General features: G+C 69.7%; 16 protein-coding genes. 4 read left to right on the top strand and 12 right to left on the bottom strand.

The window, feature by feature from the left end:
• Positions 1-20: 20 nt before the first annotated feature.
• The 3 genes from LX16_RS05105 to LX16_RS05095 all read right to left on the bottom strand — a co-directional run bounded on the left by LX16_RS05105 (position 21) and on the right by LX16_RS05095 (position 1,763).
• Complete coding sequence (locus LX16_RS05105) at positions 21-923, bottom strand: bile acid:sodium symporter family protein (RefSeq protein WP_147133836.1); 903 nt, start codon at positions 921-923, stop codon at positions 21-23.
• A 103-nt stretch (positions 924-1,026) separates the two neighbouring features.
• Positions 1,027-1,284: a Prokaryotic metallothionein gene (locus tag LX16_RS05100; protein WP_147133834.1), complete on the bottom strand. Its 258-nt coding sequence runs from the start codon at positions 1,282-1,284 to the stop codon at positions 1,027-1,029.
• A 281-nt stretch (positions 1,285-1,565) separates the two neighbouring features.
• Positions 1,566-1,763: a hypothetical protein gene (locus tag LX16_RS05095; RefSeq protein ID WP_147133831.1), complete on the bottom strand. Its 198-nt coding sequence runs from the start codon at positions 1,761-1,763 to the stop codon at positions 1,566-1,568.
• Positions 1,764-2,007: 244 nt separating this feature from the next.
• Here LX16_RS05095 and LX16_RS05090 point away from each other — a divergent pair, with 244 nt between their 5' ends.
• Positions 2,008-3,015, top strand: a complete 1,008-nt coding sequence (locus LX16_RS05090) for a phosphotransferase enzyme family protein (RefSeq protein ID WP_147133827.1) — start codon at positions 2,008-2,010, stop codon at positions 3,013-3,015.
• 35 nt (positions 3,016-3,050) lie between these two features.
• Here LX16_RS05090 and LX16_RS05085 read toward each other — a convergent pair whose 3' ends face one another.
• Positions 3,051-3,740, bottom strand: a complete 690-nt coding sequence (locus LX16_RS05085) for a hypothetical protein (protein WP_147133824.1) — start codon at positions 3,738-3,740, stop codon at positions 3,051-3,053.
• A 185-nt stretch (positions 3,741-3,925) separates the two neighbouring features.
• Here LX16_RS05085 and LX16_RS05080 point away from each other — a divergent pair, with 185 nt between their 5' ends.
• The gene (locus LX16_RS05080) at positions 3,926-5,041 is read left to right on the top strand and encodes a C45 family autoproteolytic acyltransferase/hydrolase (protein WP_147133821.1); all 1,116 of its coding nucleotides are present in this window, start codon (positions 3,926-3,928) and stop codon (positions 5,039-5,041) included.
• 60 nt (positions 5,042-5,101) lie between these two features.
• Here the strand turns inward: LX16_RS05080 and ngcE (LX16_RS05075) are convergent, their stop codons facing one another.
• The 6 genes from ngcE (LX16_RS05075) to LX16_RS05050 all read right to left on the bottom strand — a co-directional run bounded on the left by ngcE (LX16_RS05075) (position 5,102) and on the right by LX16_RS05050 (position 11,789).
• The gene (ngcE, locus tag LX16_RS05075) at positions 5,102-6,508 is read right to left on the bottom strand and encodes an N-acetylglucosamine/diacetylchitobiose ABC transporter substrate-binding protein (RefSeq protein WP_147133817.1); all 1,407 of its coding nucleotides are present in this window, start codon (positions 6,506-6,508) and stop codon (positions 5,102-5,104) included.
• 122 nt (positions 6,509-6,630) lie between these two features.
• Positions 6,631-7,545 (bottom strand): carbohydrate ABC transporter permease, encoded by a 915-nt coding sequence (locus LX16_RS05070; RefSeq protein WP_147133814.1) that lies wholly within the window; start codon positions 7,543-7,545, stop codon positions 6,631-6,633.
• An 8-nt stretch (positions 7,546-7,553) separates the two neighbouring features.
• A complete protein-coding gene (locus LX16_RS05065; protein ID WP_147133811.1) occupies positions 7,554-8,480 on the bottom strand; it encodes a carbohydrate ABC transporter permease in 927 nt (308 codons plus the stop codon).
• A 69-nt stretch (positions 8,481-8,549) separates the two neighbouring features.
• Positions 8,550-9,959, bottom strand: coding sequence for an N-acetylglucosamine/diacetylchitobiose ABC transporter substrate-binding protein (ngcE, locus tag LX16_RS05060; protein WP_147133809.1), 1,410 nt, complete (start codon positions 9,957-9,959; stop codon positions 8,550-8,552).
• A 30-nt stretch (positions 9,960-9,989) separates the two neighbouring features.
• The gene (locus LX16_RS05055) at positions 9,990-10,742 is read right to left on the bottom strand and encodes a sugar isomerase domain-containing protein (protein ID WP_147133807.1); all 753 of its coding nucleotides are present in this window, start codon (positions 10,740-10,742) and stop codon (positions 9,990-9,992) included.
• A 66-nt stretch (positions 10,743-10,808) separates the two neighbouring features.
• Positions 10,809-11,789, bottom strand: a complete 981-nt coding sequence (locus LX16_RS05050; RefSeq protein WP_244615684.1) for a MurR/RpiR family transcriptional regulator — start codon at positions 11,787-11,789, stop codon at positions 10,809-10,811.
• A 230-nt stretch (positions 11,790-12,019) separates the two neighbouring features.
• On the opposite strand from LX16_RS05050, the gene LX16_RS05045 reads away from it, so the two are divergent.
• Positions 12,020-12,997 carry an N-acetylglucosamine kinase gene (locus tag LX16_RS05045; RefSeq protein WP_147133804.1) on the top strand — a complete coding sequence of 326 codons (978 nt, stop codon included), beginning with the start codon at positions 12,020-12,022 and terminating at the stop codon, positions 12,995-12,997.
• A gap of 82 nt (positions 12,998-13,079) precedes the next feature.
• Here the strand turns inward: LX16_RS05045 and LX16_RS05040 are convergent, their stop codons facing one another.
• Positions 13,080-13,877 (bottom strand): TrmH family RNA methyltransferase, encoded by a 798-nt coding sequence (locus LX16_RS05040; RefSeq protein WP_345740647.1) that lies wholly within the window; start codon positions 13,875-13,877, stop codon positions 13,080-13,082.
• Between the two features lie 124 nt (positions 13,878-14,001).
• Here LX16_RS05040 and LX16_RS05035 point away from each other — a divergent pair, with 124 nt between their 5' ends.
• On the top strand, positions 14,002-15,264 hold the full coding sequence (locus LX16_RS05035) for a helix-turn-helix domain-containing protein (protein WP_147133799.1): 1,263 nt from the start codon (positions 14,002-14,004) through the stop codon (positions 15,262-15,264).
• On the opposite strand, the gene LX16_RS05030 is transcribed toward LX16_RS05035, so the two are convergent.
• Positions 15,257-17,269 (bottom strand): DUF5107 domain-containing protein, encoded by a 2,013-nt coding sequence (locus LX16_RS05030; RefSeq protein ID WP_147133796.1) that lies wholly within the window; start codon positions 17,267-17,269, stop codon positions 15,257-15,259. The two genes, LX16_RS05035 and LX16_RS05030, sit on opposite strands and share 8 nt — an antisense overlap.
• Between the last annotated feature and the right edge of the window lie 9 nt (positions 17,270-17,278).

Here is a 17,278-nt window from a genome sequence, read left to right as displayed (position 1 = left end):
TCCGGTGTCCCCCACGGTCGTCACGCCGGTTCGGTCACGGTCCGCTCCGGTTCACCGGCCTCTCTGGAGCGAACCCGCCGCAGCAGGAGTCCGAACGCCGCGGCGGTGAAGAACATCAGCAACCCGTACACCGCGGCGGGCACCGCCATCTCGGCGTCGTTGAGCAGCGACGGGCTCAACGCGACGGCGATCGCCAGTGTCGCGTTGTGGACGCCGATCTCGAAGGCGGCGGCCCCGGCCTCGGCGGGTGCGACGCGGAACAGCCGGGGAACCAGGTACCCCACGGCGAGGCTGCACACGTTGAACGCCAACGCCGCCAGGCCCACGGCGAGGAAGTATTCGGCGACGTGGTCGATGTCGCTGATCACGGCACCGGCGATGACGGCGACCAGGACCACCACCGACAAGGCCCGCACCGGCCGGTCCATCCGATCGGCGAAACCGGGCCGGTACCGCCGCACGAGCATGCCGCCCAGCACCGGCAGCAGTACGATCGCGAACACCTGCAGCACCTTGTCGAACTGCAGGCCCACCTGCTCGCCGCCACCCGTGAAGTAACCCAGCGACAGGTTCACCACCAGCGGAAGCGTCACCACCGCGAGCACCGAGTTGACCGCCGTCAGCGAGATGTTGAGCGCGACGTTGCCACCGAACAGGTGGCTGTACAGGTTGGCGGTGGTGCCGCCGGGGGACGCCGCCAACAGCATCATGCCGACCGCCAGCGGGGTGGGCAGGTCGAACGCCAGGACGATGCCGAAGCACACCAGGGGCAGGACGACGATCTGGCAGGCCAACGCCACCAGGACCGCCTTGGGGTAGATCAGGACGCGGCGGAAGTCCGCCACGGTGAGGCCCAGGCCGAGGCCGAGCATGACCACGCCCAACGCCACCGGCAGCATCACGGTCGTCAGCACCGAATCCATCGATGTTCACCATTCTCTCAATCGGGTGGTCACCGATTGTGGAGAAGTCGCCGTGCGCTGCCAACGACCGACCGGCCAGAATCACCGCGCCGACAGGCCCGACTCAGGACGGCGGGGTACCGGCGGCGTCCTTGATCTCGGCGCCGTCGGGTTCGGCGCGGCGCGCACAGTGCGCGCAGCAGTAGAACCTGCCGGAGACCTCGACGCCGTGGCCGACGATCTTGCAACCGCAGTGCTCGCACACCGGCGCGAGCCGGTGTATCGCGCACTCGAAGGAGTCGAAGGTGTGGGTGTCGCCCGAGGTCGTCCGGATCTCGAACGACAACCGGTAGTCGTTGCCGCACACGTCGCAGCGCGCCATGATGTCCCCTCTCGGAAGTCGCCTCCCTCGCATCATGGTTCATCGGGCACCGCCACGAACCCGAAACCGCGAACCCGCGCGGCGCGTACGGCCCCCACGGCGGGGAACCGGATCGCCGCGTGCGGGTGGCGGGTGCGCGTCGAGGCCCGCGACCGTGTCGTCCCCGCACGGCACGTACACGACCCGCGGGCGTGGCGGCCTCCAACGCGGTGGCCTCCCCGGGACACCGGACGGGCGGAAGCCGCCGTGCCCCGCGGTGGGTCACGTCAGTGGAACGACGCTCAGAACGAGCTGAATCCCGCGAACAGGCTGGCGCCCAACAGGAGCATGACTCCTCCGACGACCACGCCGACGATGAGCGCGGCGCACATGAAACCGAAGTAGGCGAAGAAGCCGGCCTTGAACGCGGTACCGGCGGAGATGTCGATCTGTTGCCGATGCGGCCTGCCGGACAGGTGGGGAGGGGTCTCGTAACTCATGGTGTCGCACCCTAGTGTGGCGCGGGGGCGCGCTGTCTCCCGGTTTCGTGCCAACAGCCGGGACCGGACGCACCGTCGCGGCCACGTCGAGGCAGGCTGTTCGTGCGGCTGAACAGCGGCGACGGCACCTCGCAGGCGTCGTCCGGCTCCGGCCCCGGGCGTACGCCGACCCGACCGCCGCACCGTCGGGCGACGTGTCGTGGCCGTGTTGCCGCCCGATGGGACAGGCTTTAGGTTGGTTCACGTGGCGACGACGCAACTACCCCCACCGGCCGTGGTGCTTCCGCACTGGCCGCTGGGTGAGATCCACTCGGTCAAGCGGGTGCCGACCGGGTTGATGAACCGCAGTTGGCGCGTCGAGGCCGACGCCGGGGAGTTCATGCTGAAGTTGTTCCTGGACGTGCGCGGACCACAGCTGGCGTTCCAGTTCTCGGTGCTGCGCGCCCTGGCCGCCAACCGGGTCCCGGTGGTCCTCCCCGTCACCAGCAGCCGCTACACCGACACGCTGCTGCTCGACGGTCAGGAGTTCGGCGTCTTCCCGTGGCTCAACGGTCGTCACCGTTCCGGCCTGGCCCTGCCGCTGCCCCGCTGCCGTGACCTGGGCCGGGTGCTGGGGAGCATCCACCTGACGTTGCGTTCGGCGGTGCAGACCCCGCAGCAGCCGTATCACCAGCCGTCGATCCCGGTGGACAGCGCGCTGCGGCGGGTCGACCGGCTCCTGGACCTCGTGGAGTCGCGGCACGGCGGTGGCGCCTTCGACGCGGTCGCCGAACGGACCCTGCGGATGAAACGCGGGATGCTCGCCAAGCTCGCCCACCGTCGTCCCCCGGACATCCCGGTCATGATGGCCGGTTACCTGCACGGCGACCTGCACCCCCACAACATCCTGCTCGACACCAACGACCGGGTCCAGGCGGTGCTCGACTGGGACCGGATGCGCATCGGCCCCTACAGCAAGGAGTTGGTGCGGGCCGCCGCGTTCTTCTTCACCTACGGCGACGAACGCGGCGTCGACCTGGTGCGGGCCGCGGAGTTCGTCGCCGGGTACCGGGAGATCCTCGACCTGGGCACGCAGGAGATAGCGATCGCACTGCACCGGTTGTGGTGGGAGAGGCTCGCCGACAACTGGGTCATCGAATGGCACTACCTGCGCCGCAACCAGGCGTGTGACCACCTGCTCCCCGGTCAGACCGCCCTGGTCAAGTGGTGGACCGCCAACTTCGACGAGGTCATGCGCGCCCTCGCCAGGTGACCCGGCGGAGTCCGGCACCGGACCCCCGTGGGCGGCTACTCGGCGCCGGTGGTGGCCACACCCCGCCTGGCGCGGAACGGGTGGGTCACGACCGGGATCACGTCCGCCGTCGCACCGTCGAGGTCGGCGGGCAGCAGGTACGAGCCCGGCCTCGCGCGGCCCTGGAACGCCTCGCAGTAGGTGGGTGTCCGCACGCCGTGAAGGTGGTACCCGCATCTCACGACGTCATGATGTGCCTCGGTGAGGACCACCCTGCCGTTGTCGGCCTCGAAGCAGTACACGTTCCACCGTGAACCCACGGGGAAACCAGCGATCGACTCGCCGGTGAGGAGGTCGGCCAGCAGTGCCGACCTGGGCCCGTCCGGGTGCGTGACCCGCACCGCCACCAGCTCGCAGTCGCCTTCGGCGAACGAGACGGTCTTCCGCCCGGTGACCTCGGCGAGCCTCGGTGTCGCGACGAGCGGCGGCATCGGCGGCCGGGGCTCCGGCGGCACCGTGAGGGCGTGGCATCCGACCGCGGCCAGAACCCCCGCCACGACCACCACCAGGCGCCAGTCCATCGGCCCGTCCGCGCCGTACACGACGCCGAAGCCGTCCGGGTCGGCGACGACGAACGCCAGCACCGTCACCGCCACGGCGGCCGACGCCCACCTCAGCGCCCCGAACACCGCACGCACCCGGTCACGCCGCCCGCCGGGCAGGCCATCGACGTATTCCCTCAGCACGACGGCCTCCGAACGGTTGCGCGACCCACTATCGGGGCCCAGCCTACTTTCCCGGGTCCACGGCGAGGGGACGCACACACCGCCGGTCCGGAGTGGACCGTCGGGATCCCGGCCGGCGCCGCCCGGCGCCCCGCCGGTGGCCTAACCCCCTGGCCTCTCCCGGCCCGGCATGGCAGGCTGGCCGCATGGCTGAACTACCCCTCGTACTGCTCTCCGGATCCCCGTTCGACCGCGGCCGCCTCCACGGGGCCGCGCTCGCCGACCGTGTCGCGGCGAACGTCGCCCTGTACTCGGGCCGGCTGCGCGACGACGCCGGACTCACCGACTCCGAGGTCGCCGAGCGCGTCGACTTCTACCGTGAGGTCTTCACCCGGCTGGACGGCGACTACGTCGAGACGATGGCCGGCATAGCCGAAGGCAGTGGGCGGTCGATGTCCGAGATCGTCATGCTGAACGCCAGGTTCGAGCTGCTGTACAGCGCGTGGAGCCACGCCGGCACCCTCGCCGACGCCGACGACTGCACCGGTTTCGGCATCCCCAGGGACCGCTCCGCGGACGGACGGCTGTGGATCGGCCAGAACTGGGACTGGTTCCCCGACGTGCAGGGAGGACTGCTGGCCTGGCGGGACGGCGACCTGGTCACGCTCGCCTACACCGAGGCCGGGATCGCCGGGTGCAAGATCGGGTTGAACTCGGCGGGCGTCGGCCTGTGCGTCAACGGTCTCGGATGCGACGCCGACGACTGGAAGCGCGGCGGCATGCCGTTCCACCTGCGCACCTCGCGCATCCTGGGGTCGCGCCGCCTCGCCGAGGCCCTCGGCCACGCCGCGGTGGACGCGCCGTCCTGTTCGGCGAACTTCCTCATCGGCAGTCGCGACCAGGGGATCGTCGACGTGGAGTCGTCACCGGTGGGGGCGCGTCGCATCCCCGCGGTGGACGACCGGGTCCTGGTCCACGCCAACCACTTCCTCGATCCGGACGTCCTGGGTGTCACCGAGACCTGGCGCAGCCGCCCGATCACCACCTACCACCGTCACGACCGCCTGGACGCCCTGTTGAACGCCGAGGGGCCGGTGGACCTTGCCCGCGTGACGACCTCACTTCGCGACCACGAGGGCGGAATCCTCGGCCTGTGCCGTCATCCCGACCCGGAACGGCCCGCGCACCTGCGCACCCACACCGCGTTCGCCGCCGCGATCGACCTGGACTCCGGGGCCATGCACTACACCGAGGGACCGCCGTGCGAGTCGGAGTTCACCACCGTCACCCTCGCCGAGGTGACCGCGCGGCTCGACGCCTGAACCGGTCGGAGAGTGTGACCGTCGTACCGTGTCCGTGCGGACGTGGTACGACGGTCACCGTCACAACTGGGCCTTCACCGCGCGGATGAAGTCGCTCGCGCTCGCGTCACCCCGCATCAACGCGGTGATCTGTGGGAACAGCACCTCCTGGACGAAGGTGCCGTGTTCGACCTCGATGGTGTTCTGGTAGAGGTTCGCGTCGTCGGCCAGGAACGGCGCCAACGACTGGACCCCGGAGCGGTCGGTCTCGACGGTGGCACCGGACACCACGTTCAGGGACGAGGTGTTGTTGACCCAGGCGGTCGTACCGGCCTCGGAGAGCATGATCCGCAGGTACTCCAGGCCGCCGGCCGGGTTGTTGGCGTACCGGGGCACCACGAAGTGCTCACCCGGGGTGCCCTGCACCAGTTCCGGCTCCGCGCTGCCGTCCAGCGGCGGGATCGGCAGGAACTTCATCTGGTAGTCGCCCGGGAGGTCGTTCTTCTCCTCGTTCTCCAGCCAGCTACCGCACGGCAGGAAGGCGGCGTCCCCGGCGATCCAGGCGTCCTGCGCCTCCAGGTGGGACATGGATACGGTGCCCTCCAGCAGGAATCCCTTGCCGATGAACTCCTCCCACGCCTCGGCGGCCAGCCGGACCGAGTCGTGGTCCCAGGCGTCGGGACCCCAGTCCTCGTCGAAGCCCTCCATGACGCCACGACCGCCGTGCTTGACCGCCAGGGTCACGATCGGGTCCATCATGTAGTACGGGAACCTGCCCTGGTAGGTGAAGGGCGCGACGCCGTCGGCCTTGATCTGCTCGCACACGGTCATGAACTCGAACCAGGTCTGCGGCACCTGCCATCCGTACTCGTCGAAGAGCCGCTGCGAGTACCACAGACCGTATCCGGCGAAGTCGTACGGCAGTCCCCACACCTCGTCGCCGGTGCCCAACCGGCCCGCCTCCACGACGCCGTCACGCAGCGTCTCGGCGACCGTCTTCGCCGGGTCGTCGATGCTGGGGGCGTCGAGCAGCACCCGCAGGTCGGTCAACTGGCCGTCGTTGACGAGCTGGTCCATCTCCATGCGTTCGCCGCCGGCGTTCATCAGCACGTCCGGCGGGTTGTAGCTGCGGAACCGCGGCTTCACGACCTCGCTGATCTGCTCGGTGCCGACGTGGATGATCTCCGCGTACGGGTACTTGTTCCCGTAGATCACCTGGTGGCCCTTGGTCGCGTACTCGTCGGAGTAGCCGCCCTTGAAGATCGTCACGTCCAGCGGAACGTCGCCGTTCACTCCGAACGGGTTGTCCGGGTTCCCGTAGTCCAACTCCACCGGACCACGCAGGTACCGGTTCTCCTCGGCGGCCTCGGCGCCCCCACAGGCGGCGAGGAACGTCGAGGCACCCGCACCCAGGCCGGCGAGCGCGCCGGCCTTCATCAGGGTCCTGCGGCGCATCCGCCGCATGGCGGCGGAAGGGGTGTAAGTCATGGCGAGAATGCTCCATCGGCGTTGGGGGTGGATCTATCTTGATATACGCGGCCGCCGAGCGAAAAGGCACCTACCCCGGTACCGGCGGGTACGGGACAGGTGCCTGTTTCGGGACGAGGACGTTACTTCAACGCCCCCGCGGTCATACCCGCCTGGATCTGACGCTGGAACAGGATGTACGCGATCAGCACCGGCAGCATCGCCAGCGCCATACCCGCGAACAACACACCGGTGTCGACCTGTTTGCCGGCCTCCGAGACCAGCTCCGACAGACCCACCGACAGCACCTGGCCGTCCGGATTCCGGCCCATCAGCACCAACGGGAGGATGAACTGGTTCCACTGCCCGATCACGTTGAAGATGGTGATGGAGATCAGGCCGGGCTTGGCCATCGGCAACATGACCCGGAAGAACAGCCGGTAGTGTCCGGCTCCGTCGATCATGGCGGCCTCGGCGACACCGGTCGGCAACGAGCGGAAGAACGCCGTCAGGAAGAACACCGTGAACGGCATCGAGTACGCGATATACACCAGCGCCAACCCGAAGTGGGTGTCCTTGAGTCCGACGTTGTCCATCGTCTTGTACAGCGGGAACAGCGCCAGGAACACCGGGAACATCATGCCCGCGACGAACCCGAGGAAGATCGCCCGGTTGCCGAAGAAGGTGTAACGCGCCAACACGTAGGCGGCCATCGCGCCCAGCAGCATGGTGCCCGTCACCGACATGAGAAGCACGACGACGGTGTTCACGAAGTACTGGCCGAGGTTGGCCTCCACCCACGCACCGGAGAAGTTCGACCACTTCAGCTCACTCGGCAGGCCGAACGGGTCGGACTTGATCTCACCGGAGGGGCGGAAGGAGTTGACGATGATCCACACCACCGGCAGGATCACCATCGCCGCCCACAGCACGAGGAAGCCGTGGGAGAAGGCGTTGAGTACCTTGCCGCCCTCATCACCGGCGGACTTGGCGGCCCTGGGTTTCTCTTCCCGGGTCACCGGTTCCTCGGTCACCGCGGGCATCGGAGCCATCGACATGAATCCTCCTAGTACTCGATGCGTTCGCGGCGGGTGAACCGGAGTGACACCACGGTCAGGATGAGCACGACGCCGAACAGTACGACGCCGATCGCCGAAGCCATACCCGCGTCTCGACCGCCCCCGAAGGCGAACTTGTAAATGACACCGCCGATGACCTCACTGGCGTGGTTGGGCCCGCCCTGGCTCGGCGTCATCATGAAGACCAGCACGAAACCGTCCAGCGCGATGATGCCCAGGTACACCCAGGCCGTCTGCACCGACTCCCACAGCAGCGGGAGCGTGATCGTGAAGAAGGTCTTGACCCGACTCGCGCCGTCGATGCGGGCCGCCTCGTAGATGTCCTGCGGTATCGCGGCCATCGCCGAGGAGAAGTAGACCAGGTAGAAGCCGACGCTGCTCCACACCATGACGGCGATGATGCCGGTCAGCACCCAGCTGGTGTCACCCATGAAGCCGTATTCGGGATACGGCAGCCCCAACGCCTCCAGCGCGGACGTGATCAGGCCACCGGTGGCCGGTGGCTTGTAGATCTGCGACCAGACCATGGCGATGATGGCGGTGGCCAACACCTGCGGGAAGAAGTAGACGATCTTGTAGAACCCCGCGCCGCGCACCCCACCGATGCCGCCGCGGCTACGCCCACCCACATTGAGCATGAAAGCGAAGAACAGCGACATCACGATGACGATCACCGGCAGCACCAACAGGATGATCCCGGTGTGGGTGAAACCTGGAATCACCCAACCCTTCGGGTCGCTCCACATCTCCACGAAGTTGTCGAAGCCGATGTAGTCGAACGACGGGGAGTATCCACTCCAGTCGGTGAGGGAGATCTGGAACGCCTGCGCGAACGGCAGGATCACCAGCCATACGTACAGACCCACCGGCAGTGCCAGAAATGAGGCGACGAACCAACCCTTGCCGTGCTTCATCGAAACGCGTACCTTCTTGCTCCGAGGTGGGCCCGGGGCCTCCCGTTTCGGGAGGCCCCGGGCGGATTCCTAGTACTCCTGAGTGAACTTCTCGACGTCGCTCTCGGCGACCGCGTCGGCGGCCTTCTGCGCCACGTCGATGAACTCGTCGGGCGTCACCTCGCCGGCCATCATCTGGCCCAGCACCGGCTCCGCCTGCTCCTTGAAGTCGACGTACCAGTCGGCCAGCTGCGGACGGTAGGCGTTCTCCGCGGTCGTCACCAGCGACGCCAGCGCGGCGGCCGGCGGGTTGGTGATCTCCTGGTCCTTGAGGATGGTCGGGGACTGCGCCTTCTCGGCGAAGATCTTCGACCCCTCCTTGGACAGCATCATCCGCAGGTACTCGTAGGCACCCGGCTTGTTCTTGGCCTGGGCGGGAACCACGAACGGCTCCTCACCGGAGGACCAGACCAGCTCCGGCTGCACCGAGCCCTCCAGCGGCGGGATGCCGATGGCCTGGTAGACGAAGTCGGCGGGGGCGACGTCGATCTGCTCGTTGGCCAGCCAGCTTCCGCACGGCAGGAAGGCAGCCTCGCGGTTGTTGAACTTGGTCTGCGAGTCGATGTGGTTGATGCCCGGCGTGCCCTTCAGGACGTATCCCTTGTCCTGCAGGGAGTACAGCGCCTCGGCGGCGAGCTTGATCGACTCGTGCTTCCAGGCGTTGGGCTCCAGGTTGTCGATCGCCACGGAGACCTCACGGCCGCCGTGACGGCTCGCCAGCGTGTACAGCGAGTCCCACAGGTAGTAGGGGTGCTGCCCGGCGTAGGTCCACGGCGCGATGCCGGCGTCCTTGATCTCGGCGCACAGCGCCATCATCTCGTCCCAGGTGGTGGGAGCGGTCCAGCCCTGGTCCTCGAACAGCTTGCCGTCGTACCAGATCGCCCAGCCGCCCATGGCGTAGTTCAGGGCGTAGACCTTGCCGTTGTAGATGCCCGGCTTGAGCACGCCGTCGACCAGGGTGTCCTGGACGGTGACGTTGGGGTCGTCGTAGGACGGTGCCTCCAGCAGGGGCGTCAGCTCGGCGAGCAGACCGTCGTTGACCAGCGAGTCGATCGGGATCTTGCCGGCGCCGGAGTCGTCCAGGACGTCTGGCGGCTCGCCGTCCGCGAAACGCGGCTGCTGGGTGGCGGCGATGTCCTTCTCGGTGGAGTGGACGATCTCCGCCTCGGGGAACTTCTCCTTGTACATGACCTGGTGGCCCTCGGTGGCGTACTTGTCACCGAAGCCGCCGTCGAAGATCACGACGTCCAGCGGGAGGGTTCCGTCGACGCCGAAGGGGTTCTCGGCATCACCGGAGTTGGTGACGTCGTCGCCGCTGTCTTCGCTGCCGCTGGTGGCGCATGCGGACAGCAGCCCCGCGGCGGGGACGGCGACGGCACCCAGCGCCGTTCCCTGGAGGAGGCGGCGACGGGTGAGGTCGCTGGGTTCAGGGTTTGACATGTGGTTGAGTCTCCTTTGACAAGGACCTGGTCACGCGCCGCGCCGGATGCGTCCGGCGTAGCGCGACTCGAGTGCGTGGTTGTGTTCGTCCCCGCCGGGGACGTTCGCGGAGAGGTACACCGGTGGTGTCTCTCCGGCGTCTAGCTGCCGTCGCACGACTTCCGCGACGACCATCTGCGCCAGGAGGGCGGCGCTGATCGAGGAGGCGGCACCGAAGGAGCCGCCCGCCGGGAGTGGGAGCAGGGAGTCGCCGTAGGGCGCGCAGTTGTCCAGCACCACGTCGGCGTAGTCGAGCAGCCGCCTGCCGGAGGGGTGACGCGACGGCGTCTGCTCGGACTGCTGCCGCGAGGTGAAGGCGATCAGCCGGTGGCCGGCCTCCTTCACCGCCGCGGCGAACTCCACGATCGATCCGTTGATGCCGGACTGGGATGCGATCACGAAGACGTCACTCGGGTGGGCGTCGGCGAGCGCGAACAGGCGGCGCGCGATCTGCGGATCGCGCTCCAGTTTGTCGCTCGTCAACAGGTCGACCGGTTCGCCACCGCGCAACACGAGGTCGCGCAGCGCTATCCGGTTGGTGGGCACCAGTCCGCCGGCCCGCCCCGCCAGCTCCATGGTGAGTGCCTCGGAGTGCCCGGTTCCGAAGGCCTGCAGGATTCCCCCGGCCGCGAGCGACTCGACGACGAGGTCGGCGGCGCGGCCGACGGCCTCCATCTGGGTGGCGACGACCTGGTCGAGCACACCACGCAGTGCGGCGGCGTAGCCTTCAGCCGAAACGTTCATGTGTGCTTCTGTCCCTTTCTGGTGCCTCTTGTTGGTTTGACGGTCGCCACACAGTATCCTTGCCGCTCACACATCGGCAAACGCCCCTGGCGGCGTGGCACCGGGACCGGCACGACGGTGACCCGCCACCGCCTGCGCGGTCGTCTGGAACGAACTCACCGTGCGCGGGAACGACCGCTGCGCCACCGCCAGGTACAGCAGCTCCGCGACGAGCATCTGCGAATGCCTGGCGGCCATGACGTCGGCCTGCGAGGTGTTGGCACGTGTCGCCGAGGTCAACACGATGTCGGCGACCTCCGCGATGTGGGAACCCGGGAAACTCGTGACGGCGATCGTCAACGCACCACAACTGCCGGCCTCCGCCAGCATCTCCACCGTCTCCACGGTCGCGCCGGAATGCGAGAAACCCACCGCGACGTCACCCTCACCCAACAGGGCGGCACTGGCCAGGGCACCGTGGACCTCGTTCCACACCCACGCCGGAACACCGATCCGGTGCAGGCTCATGTGGAGGTCCCCCACCACCAGCGCCGACCCACCGACCCCGTAGAGATCGACCCGGCGGGCGTCGGTGATCGCCCGCGCGGCCCTGGCCACCACCGAGACGTCCAACTGCTGCGCGGTGTCCTGCAACGCGGCCAACTCCGCGTTGAGAACGTGCCCCAGCACCCGGTCCAGCGGGTCGTCGGGCCGGATCGGACGGCCGATGTCGGTGTGCCAACCCATCCCGTGCTGCGCCTCGGCCCTGCCCGTCTCGGTCGCGATCGCCACCCGAAGGGCCGCGTAACCGTCGAAACCCAGGGTGCGGCAGAACCGGGTGATCGAGGCCGGTGAGGTACCGCTCCGCTCCGCGAGCTCCACGATCGTGGACCGCGCCGCGGCACCCGGATCGGCCAACACCTGGGCGGCGACCCGGGTCAGCGCCTCCGACAACGAACCGTCGAGCTGGGCGATCCGGCCCAGCACACCGGCCGACGACGTGGTCGAGGCCACATCGGCGGGAGTCGACGGGTGCGTCATGGTCAGGCCCAGCCCTCTTGTTCGCATCGTTGCGGGGGATCGAACGCCGCGGGCGTTCTGAGCAAAACTCTTACCTGGCAGCCGAATCGTCAAGATCTGGTGGGCAATCTTTTCAGACTTGCAACATTCCGTGACCGGAAAGATCCCTTACCCGACAGTCGGTATCCACACCCCGCCGGTGCGTGACCGGCGATACCGCGTGGTGGGACGCGACGGGGCCGGCGCGACCTCCGACGGCGCGGCTCTAGGATCGCCGCATGAACACCGCCGGAACCGACTGTGTACTCGGGCTCGACGTGGGGGGAACCTCCACCAGGGTCGCCGCGGTGGACCTGTCCGGGCGGCGGCTGGCCGTCGGCACGGCGGGCGGCGGCAATCCCGTCTCGCACGGCCGGGAGGCGGCCGTCCGCAACGTCGCCGACGCCGTCGCGCAGGTGCTCGTCTCGGTCGCGCCCGAACGGGTCGGGGCGGTCGTCATGGGCATCGCCGGAGTGACCACATTGCGCGACGACGCGGGTGACCCGCTGTTCGACCAGGTGTGGCGGCAGGCCGGACTCCACTGCCCCGTGCGGCTCGTCGCCGACGCCGTCGTCGCCTTCACCGCGGGCACCCCCGAACCCTCCGGCACCGTCCTGATCGCCGGAACCGGCGCGATCGCCACCGCCATCGACGACCGGGACCTGGCGGGCCGTCGCTCCGACGGCTACGGCTGGCTGCTGGGCGACCTCGGTTCCGGCTTCTGGCTCGGTCGGCAGGCGGTGTCGGCGACACTGCGCCACCTCGACGGCATCGGACCGGGCGGGCGGCTCGTCGAGGCGGTCGTGGAGGCGGTCGTGCCCGGGACCGCGCCCACCGTCAACCAGGTGATCCAGTCCGTCATGTCCACCGAACCGGTGCGGCTGTCCCGGTTCGCGCCACTGGTGACACAGGCCGCGGAGGTCGGCGACCCGGTCGCGGTCGATCTGGTCGACCGGGCCGTGGAACACCTCGTGACGTCGGTCGACAAGGTACACACCGCCGACGGACGCCCGGTCGTGTTGGCGGGCAGCCTCGCCGGAGGGGACACCCCGGTGTCACGCGGCGTGCGGGAACGCCTCACCGAACGCTTCCCCGACACCCCGATCCGGGTCGCCCACGACGGTGCCGCCGGTGCCGCCTGGCTCGCCGCACACCGGATGCTGCCCGGCGACACCGACCGGCTCGCCGCACTGCACCGGGAACTGTTCGGCGGCTGACGTCGCCGCGCCGGGCCGCACCGGACGGCCGTCACGACCGGGTCCGTCACTACCGAGTGGTGGACGCGAGAACCGCGTGCCGTCACCCGGTCAACGCGAAGCACGCCACCGCGGCCGCGGCCGCCACGTTCAGCGAGTCCACACCCCGGTGCATCGGAATCCGCACCGCCACGTCGGCGGTGTCCAACACCTCCCCGGTCAAACCCGCCCCCTCGGCCCCGAACAGCAGGGCCGGCCGTTCCCGTTGCGCATCGGTGAGTCGCTGGATCGGCGTCGCGTCCGGGTCCGGGGTCAGGGCCAGAACCGTGAAACCGGCCCGCCGCACCGTGTCCAGCGCCGACGGCCACGGCGACAACCGGGCGTACGGCAGTGCGAACACCTCCCCCATGCTCACCCTGATACTGCGGCGGTACAACGGGTCCGCGCACGTCGGCGACAACAGGACGCCGTCGATGCCCAGGGCCGCCGCGGAACGGAAGATCGCACCGATGTTCGTGTGGTTGTTGACGTCCTCCAGGATCAACAGCCGCCGCGACTGCGCCAGCACCTCCTCCGGCGCCGTCGGCGGGGTGCGGTGGAACGACGCCAGGACGCCCCGGTGCACGTGGAAGCCGGTGACCGCCTCCAACACCGCCGGCGAGGCGGCGTAGGAGGGAGCGCCGGGCGGTGCCAGGTCCGCGAGCTGGTCGATCCGTTTGGCGTCCACCAGCAGGGACCGCATCCGGTAACCGGCGCGCAGGGCACGCCGGACCACCAGTTCGCCCTCGGCGATGAACAATCCGTTCGGCGGCTCGAACCGGGTACGAAGCGCCAGGTCGGTCAACGCCCGGTAGTCGTCCAGCCGGGGGTCGTCGGGATCGGTGAGGTGATCGGCCACCACCCCATTGTCCGGGTGGATCTTCTGTACGAACGGCTGACCCGGCGGCGGTGAATTCCGGGGCGTCTCCGTGGGTCGCCTACTATGATTGCGCTCACCCCCGCCCCACTGGACGAAAGCCCGCCCCATGCCGTCAACTCAGCCGCCCGGTGCCGCGCATCGCGATGCGGCGGCGGCACGGTTCGGTGCCAGACTCAAGCACTGGCGCCGCGCACGCCGCCGCACCCAGGCGCAGCTCGCCCGTGACCTGGACGTCGACGGGTCCTACATCTCCAAGTTGGAGAGCGCCCGCCGTCAACCCACGCTCGACATCGCGTCGCGGTGCGACAGTCTGCTGGAGACCGGGGGCGAGCTGACCTCGCTGCTTCAGGAGGAGCCGGTGGTGCCGGTCGAGCCGCGGCCGGCCGTTCCGATGCCGGTACTGTGGACGGCGCCGCCGCCCGTCTCCGACGACGACGGGCCCCCGGCCTACGCCAACACGCACACGACGGTGACGTTGACCCGGCTGCTGGAGGCGTACATAGACATCGACTCCACCATGGGCGGGCAACAGATCCGCGCCTCCGTGGAACAGCAGGCCCAGGACATCATCCGGATGCAGATCGGGGCGCCGTTCCCGGTGCGGCGGGCGTTGTTGACGCTGGCGGCCCGGTTCGCGCGGCTGGCGGGGTGGATCCGCAGCGACAACCGGGACGCCAACGGCGCACTGTTCTGGCACGACTGCGGGCAACGCTGGGCAATGGCCGGGGAGGACCCGGACCTGGCAGCGGAACTGCTGGCGCGTCAGTCGATCGTGCACGCCGCCACCGGTGACCACGCCGGGGCCGTCGCCCTGGCCGGGTCGGTGAAACGCATCAGCCCCGACATCACGGTCACCGGCCTGACCTGGGCGGCGCTCGGGGAGGCGCGCACTCACGCCCGCGCCGGGAACGAGGACGCCGCCATGGAGCAGTTGGAGGTGGCGGGCAAACGGTTCGCCGAGGTACCGGGGTCGCTGCTCTCGCCGCCCGCCAGTCACGGCAACGACTACCTGTGGCACACCGTCACCGGGAAGGTCCACCTCGATCTGGCGTTGGCGGGCAGGCGGGTCGTCCATCACGCGACGGAGGCGGTTCCGGCGTTGGCGACGGCTTTGGAGGCGTTGTCGGCCAAGCACGTCCGGGACCGGGCGCTGACGAGGCTGCGGCTGGCGCGGGCGTTGCGGCTCGCCGGGATGACCGAGGCCGCGACGCAACAGCTCACCGCGGCGGAGGAGTTGTCACGTCGTTGCGCGTCGAGCCGTGTCCACGCCATGGCACGGATGATCCGGGAACTGCTGGACGCCGAGGCGACGCCCACCGGGTTACGGCGGCCGACATATGGCGCCGGTCGGAGGCGCCGGATCAGGTGACGCCCATCCGGAAGTCGTAGCGTTCCGGCAGCGGGTGACGGCGGCGGGCCTCGGCACGGACCTCGTCGGTCACCTCACCGTCCCCGGCGACGCGGCGCTCCGCCAGCGCGAACCACAGCGAGTCCAGTGTCTCCTCACCCTCCCGGAGGTTGGGCACCTCGAATCCGCCGTCGAAGACGGACCGGGCCTCGTCCAGGCGCCCGGTCCGGATGAGCGCCTTGAGGCGCCGCATGGTCACCTGGCCGTGTGTGACCGGACCGGCCGCCTCGGTGAGCCGCAGTACGTTCGCGTCCCGCCCGGCCGCGAAGAGGGCGTCGCACGCCTCGACGGTCAACTGCCACACGTCCGGCGCGGCGGCCACCGCCCGTTCGTAGTGCTGCACCGCCGTCGCGACGGCCTCGCGGCGCGCGTCGGGGTCCGCCACGGCACGCCCGGTGCGGAGCGCCAGGTGCCCGAGCGCGCGGTGTGCCCAGGCGGTCTCGGCGACGGAGAGGCTGTGGTGCCAGGCGGCCTTCGCACCGGCGGTCTCACCGGCGGCGGCCCGGGCGAGACCGAGCTGGTAGAGACCGTGCCAGTCGCCGTCGAGGTCGGCGGCCTCCAGTCGCCGCCGCCACGCGGGCGACGTCGCGTACGAGACCGGTGGCCGGGTGGGGTCCCAGGCGGGCAGACGTCCGGTGTCGAGCAGTGTCCGCCACGGCGCGGTCTCGGCGTCGGTGGTGTCGGGGAACGGGATGCCGGGCAGGGTCGTCTCGGGCTCGCCCTCGACCCGGCGTCGGTGCCGCTCCAACGCCCCCCATCCCGAACCGGTGGTGAGGGTCCGCGCGGGAGGCGCGTCCCACGGCCAGGTCTCGTGCCGCGCCGTCAACTCCGCCGCCGGTACCGAGGCGTCCAGTGCGGTCTCCACCGCCGTGCGCGCGGTGGCCCAGTCGCCGTGCGCGGCGTGAGGCGGCAGGGCAACGGGGCCGTACGCCTCCACCCACGACCAGTGGGCACCCGGGGGCATCGGCAGGTGTTCGAGCTGGGTGGCGGCCAGGCCGGCCTGGATCTCCAGGTAGTCGCCGCCGCCCTCCGTGAGCCACCGTTGCCACCGCCGGCCGCCGGGATTGCCGCCCCAGACGAACAGTTTGCGGCCGGTGAGTCGCGCGGTGGACGCCTGGACCAGTCCGTCTCCGGCGGCGTCGACCGCGGCGATCCAGGGCCGGTCGCCGGCCGTGATCCGGAAGAAGTAGTCGGCGGCGTGCGGGGCGCCCGCGGGGTCGCTGTAGTCGGCGCCGTCGTGCACGGGTGCCGGTACCACGTGCAGCCGCCGGCCGTAGGAGAACAGGTAGGCGTCGTCGGCGGGTGCGATGACGCGGCCACCGGGACGCTGCGGTACCGCGATGTTCGACCACCAGTACATCGGCACGGTCTCGGTGTGCGGGTTGACGATGCGGACACCCACGTAGAGGCGGTCCGATCCGGGCGGCAGGCTCAGATCGACCTGGTACGGCACCTCGCGGAGCCGTTCGTACTCCCACAGTCGCAGGATCGGGCCGTCGGGGCCGTCGACCTCGGCGGCGTGCATCGGGGCACATGTCAGCGGCGTGTGTCCGGTCGTGCCGATGTTCCATTCGACGCCGCCGGAGAACCACGCGTCGCGCAGCGCGAGGTTCGCCGGACGCAGGACGGGGTTGCGGTACAGCAGTTCCCGGCCGGTCGGCAGGTGCACCAGGGACCAGAGTCGGCCGCCGAGGGCGGGGACGACGGTGGCGCGTAGGACGCCGTTGTCGATGACGGCGACCGGCAGCACGGTGTCGCGGAGCCGCCGGTCGTATCCGTCCTGTGTGGTGTACGGAAGGACGGACGCCGGTCTGCCGTGCCGCATGTTGCGGGCGACCTCGTCGGGGACGCCTTCGACGGGTACCGACGCGTTCGGGTCGGTGGTTCCCGGCAACGGCGGCAGCGGTGACGGATCGCCGACGGGGGTGGCGGGCAGTCGCAGCGTGGTGAGCGAGATGCGCGTCATGACGTCCTT

The sequence above is a fragment of the Stackebrandtia albiflava genome, from assembly GCF_007994225.1.
Classification (GTDB): Bacteria; Actinomycetota; Actinomycetes; order Mycobacteriales; family Micromonosporaceae; genus Stackebrandtia; species Stackebrandtia albiflava.
This window is presented reverse-complemented; position numbering and strand designations above follow the sequence as displayed.

What these genes read in the sequence shown, in the direction of transcription:
- LX16_RS05050 (WP_244615684.1), bottom strand. Translation starts at nt 11,789, where the DNA reads ATGCGAACAAGAGGGCTGGGCCTGACCATGACGCACCCGTCGACTCCC.
- LX16_RS05065 (WP_147133811.1), bottom strand. Translation starts at nt 8,480, where the DNA reads ATGAAGCACGGCAAGGGTTGGTTCGTCGCCTCATTTCTGGCACTGCCG.
- ngcE (WP_147133809.1), bottom strand. Translation starts at nt 9,959, where the DNA reads ATGTCAAACCCTGAACCCAGCGACCTCACCCGTCGCCGCCTCCTCCAG.
- LX16_RS05035 (WP_147133799.1), top strand. Translation starts at nt 14,002, where the DNA reads ATGCCGTCAACTCAGCCGCCCGGTGCCGCGCATCGCGATGCGGCGGCG.
- LX16_RS05030 (WP_147133796.1), bottom strand. Translation starts at nt 17,269, where the DNA reads ATGACGCGCATCTCGCTCACCACGCTGCGACTGCCCGCCACCCCCGTC.
- LX16_RS05100 (WP_147133834.1), bottom strand. Translation starts at nt 1,284, where the DNA reads ATGGCGCGCTGCGACGTGTGCGGCAACGACTACCGGTTGTCGTTCGAG.
- LX16_RS05055 (WP_147133807.1), bottom strand. Translation starts at nt 10,742, where the DNA reads ATGAACGTTTCGGCTGAAGGCTACGCCGCCGCACTGCGTGGTGTGCTC.
- LX16_RS05045 (WP_147133804.1), top strand. Translation starts at nt 12,020, where the DNA reads ATGAACACCGCCGGAACCGACTGTGTACTCGGGCTCGACGTGGGGGGA.
- ngcE (WP_147133817.1), bottom strand. Translation starts at nt 6,508, where the DNA reads ATGACTTACACCCCTTCCGCCGCCATGCGGCGGATGCGCCGCAGGACC.
- LX16_RS05105 (WP_147133836.1), bottom strand. Translation starts at nt 923, where the DNA reads ATGGATTCGGTGCTGACGACCGTGATGCTGCCGGTGGCGTTGGGCGTG.
- LX16_RS05080 (WP_147133821.1), top strand. Translation starts at nt 3,926, where the DNA reads ATGGCTGAACTACCCCTCGTACTGCTCTCCGGATCCCCGTTCGACCGC.
- LX16_RS05095 (WP_147133831.1), bottom strand. Translation starts at nt 1,763, where the DNA reads ATGAGTTACGAGACCCCTCCCCACCTGTCCGGCAGGCCGCATCGGCAA.
- LX16_RS05070 (WP_147133814.1), bottom strand. Translation starts at nt 7,545, where the DNA reads ATGTCGATGGCTCCGATGCCCGCGGTGACCGAGGAACCGGTGACCCGG.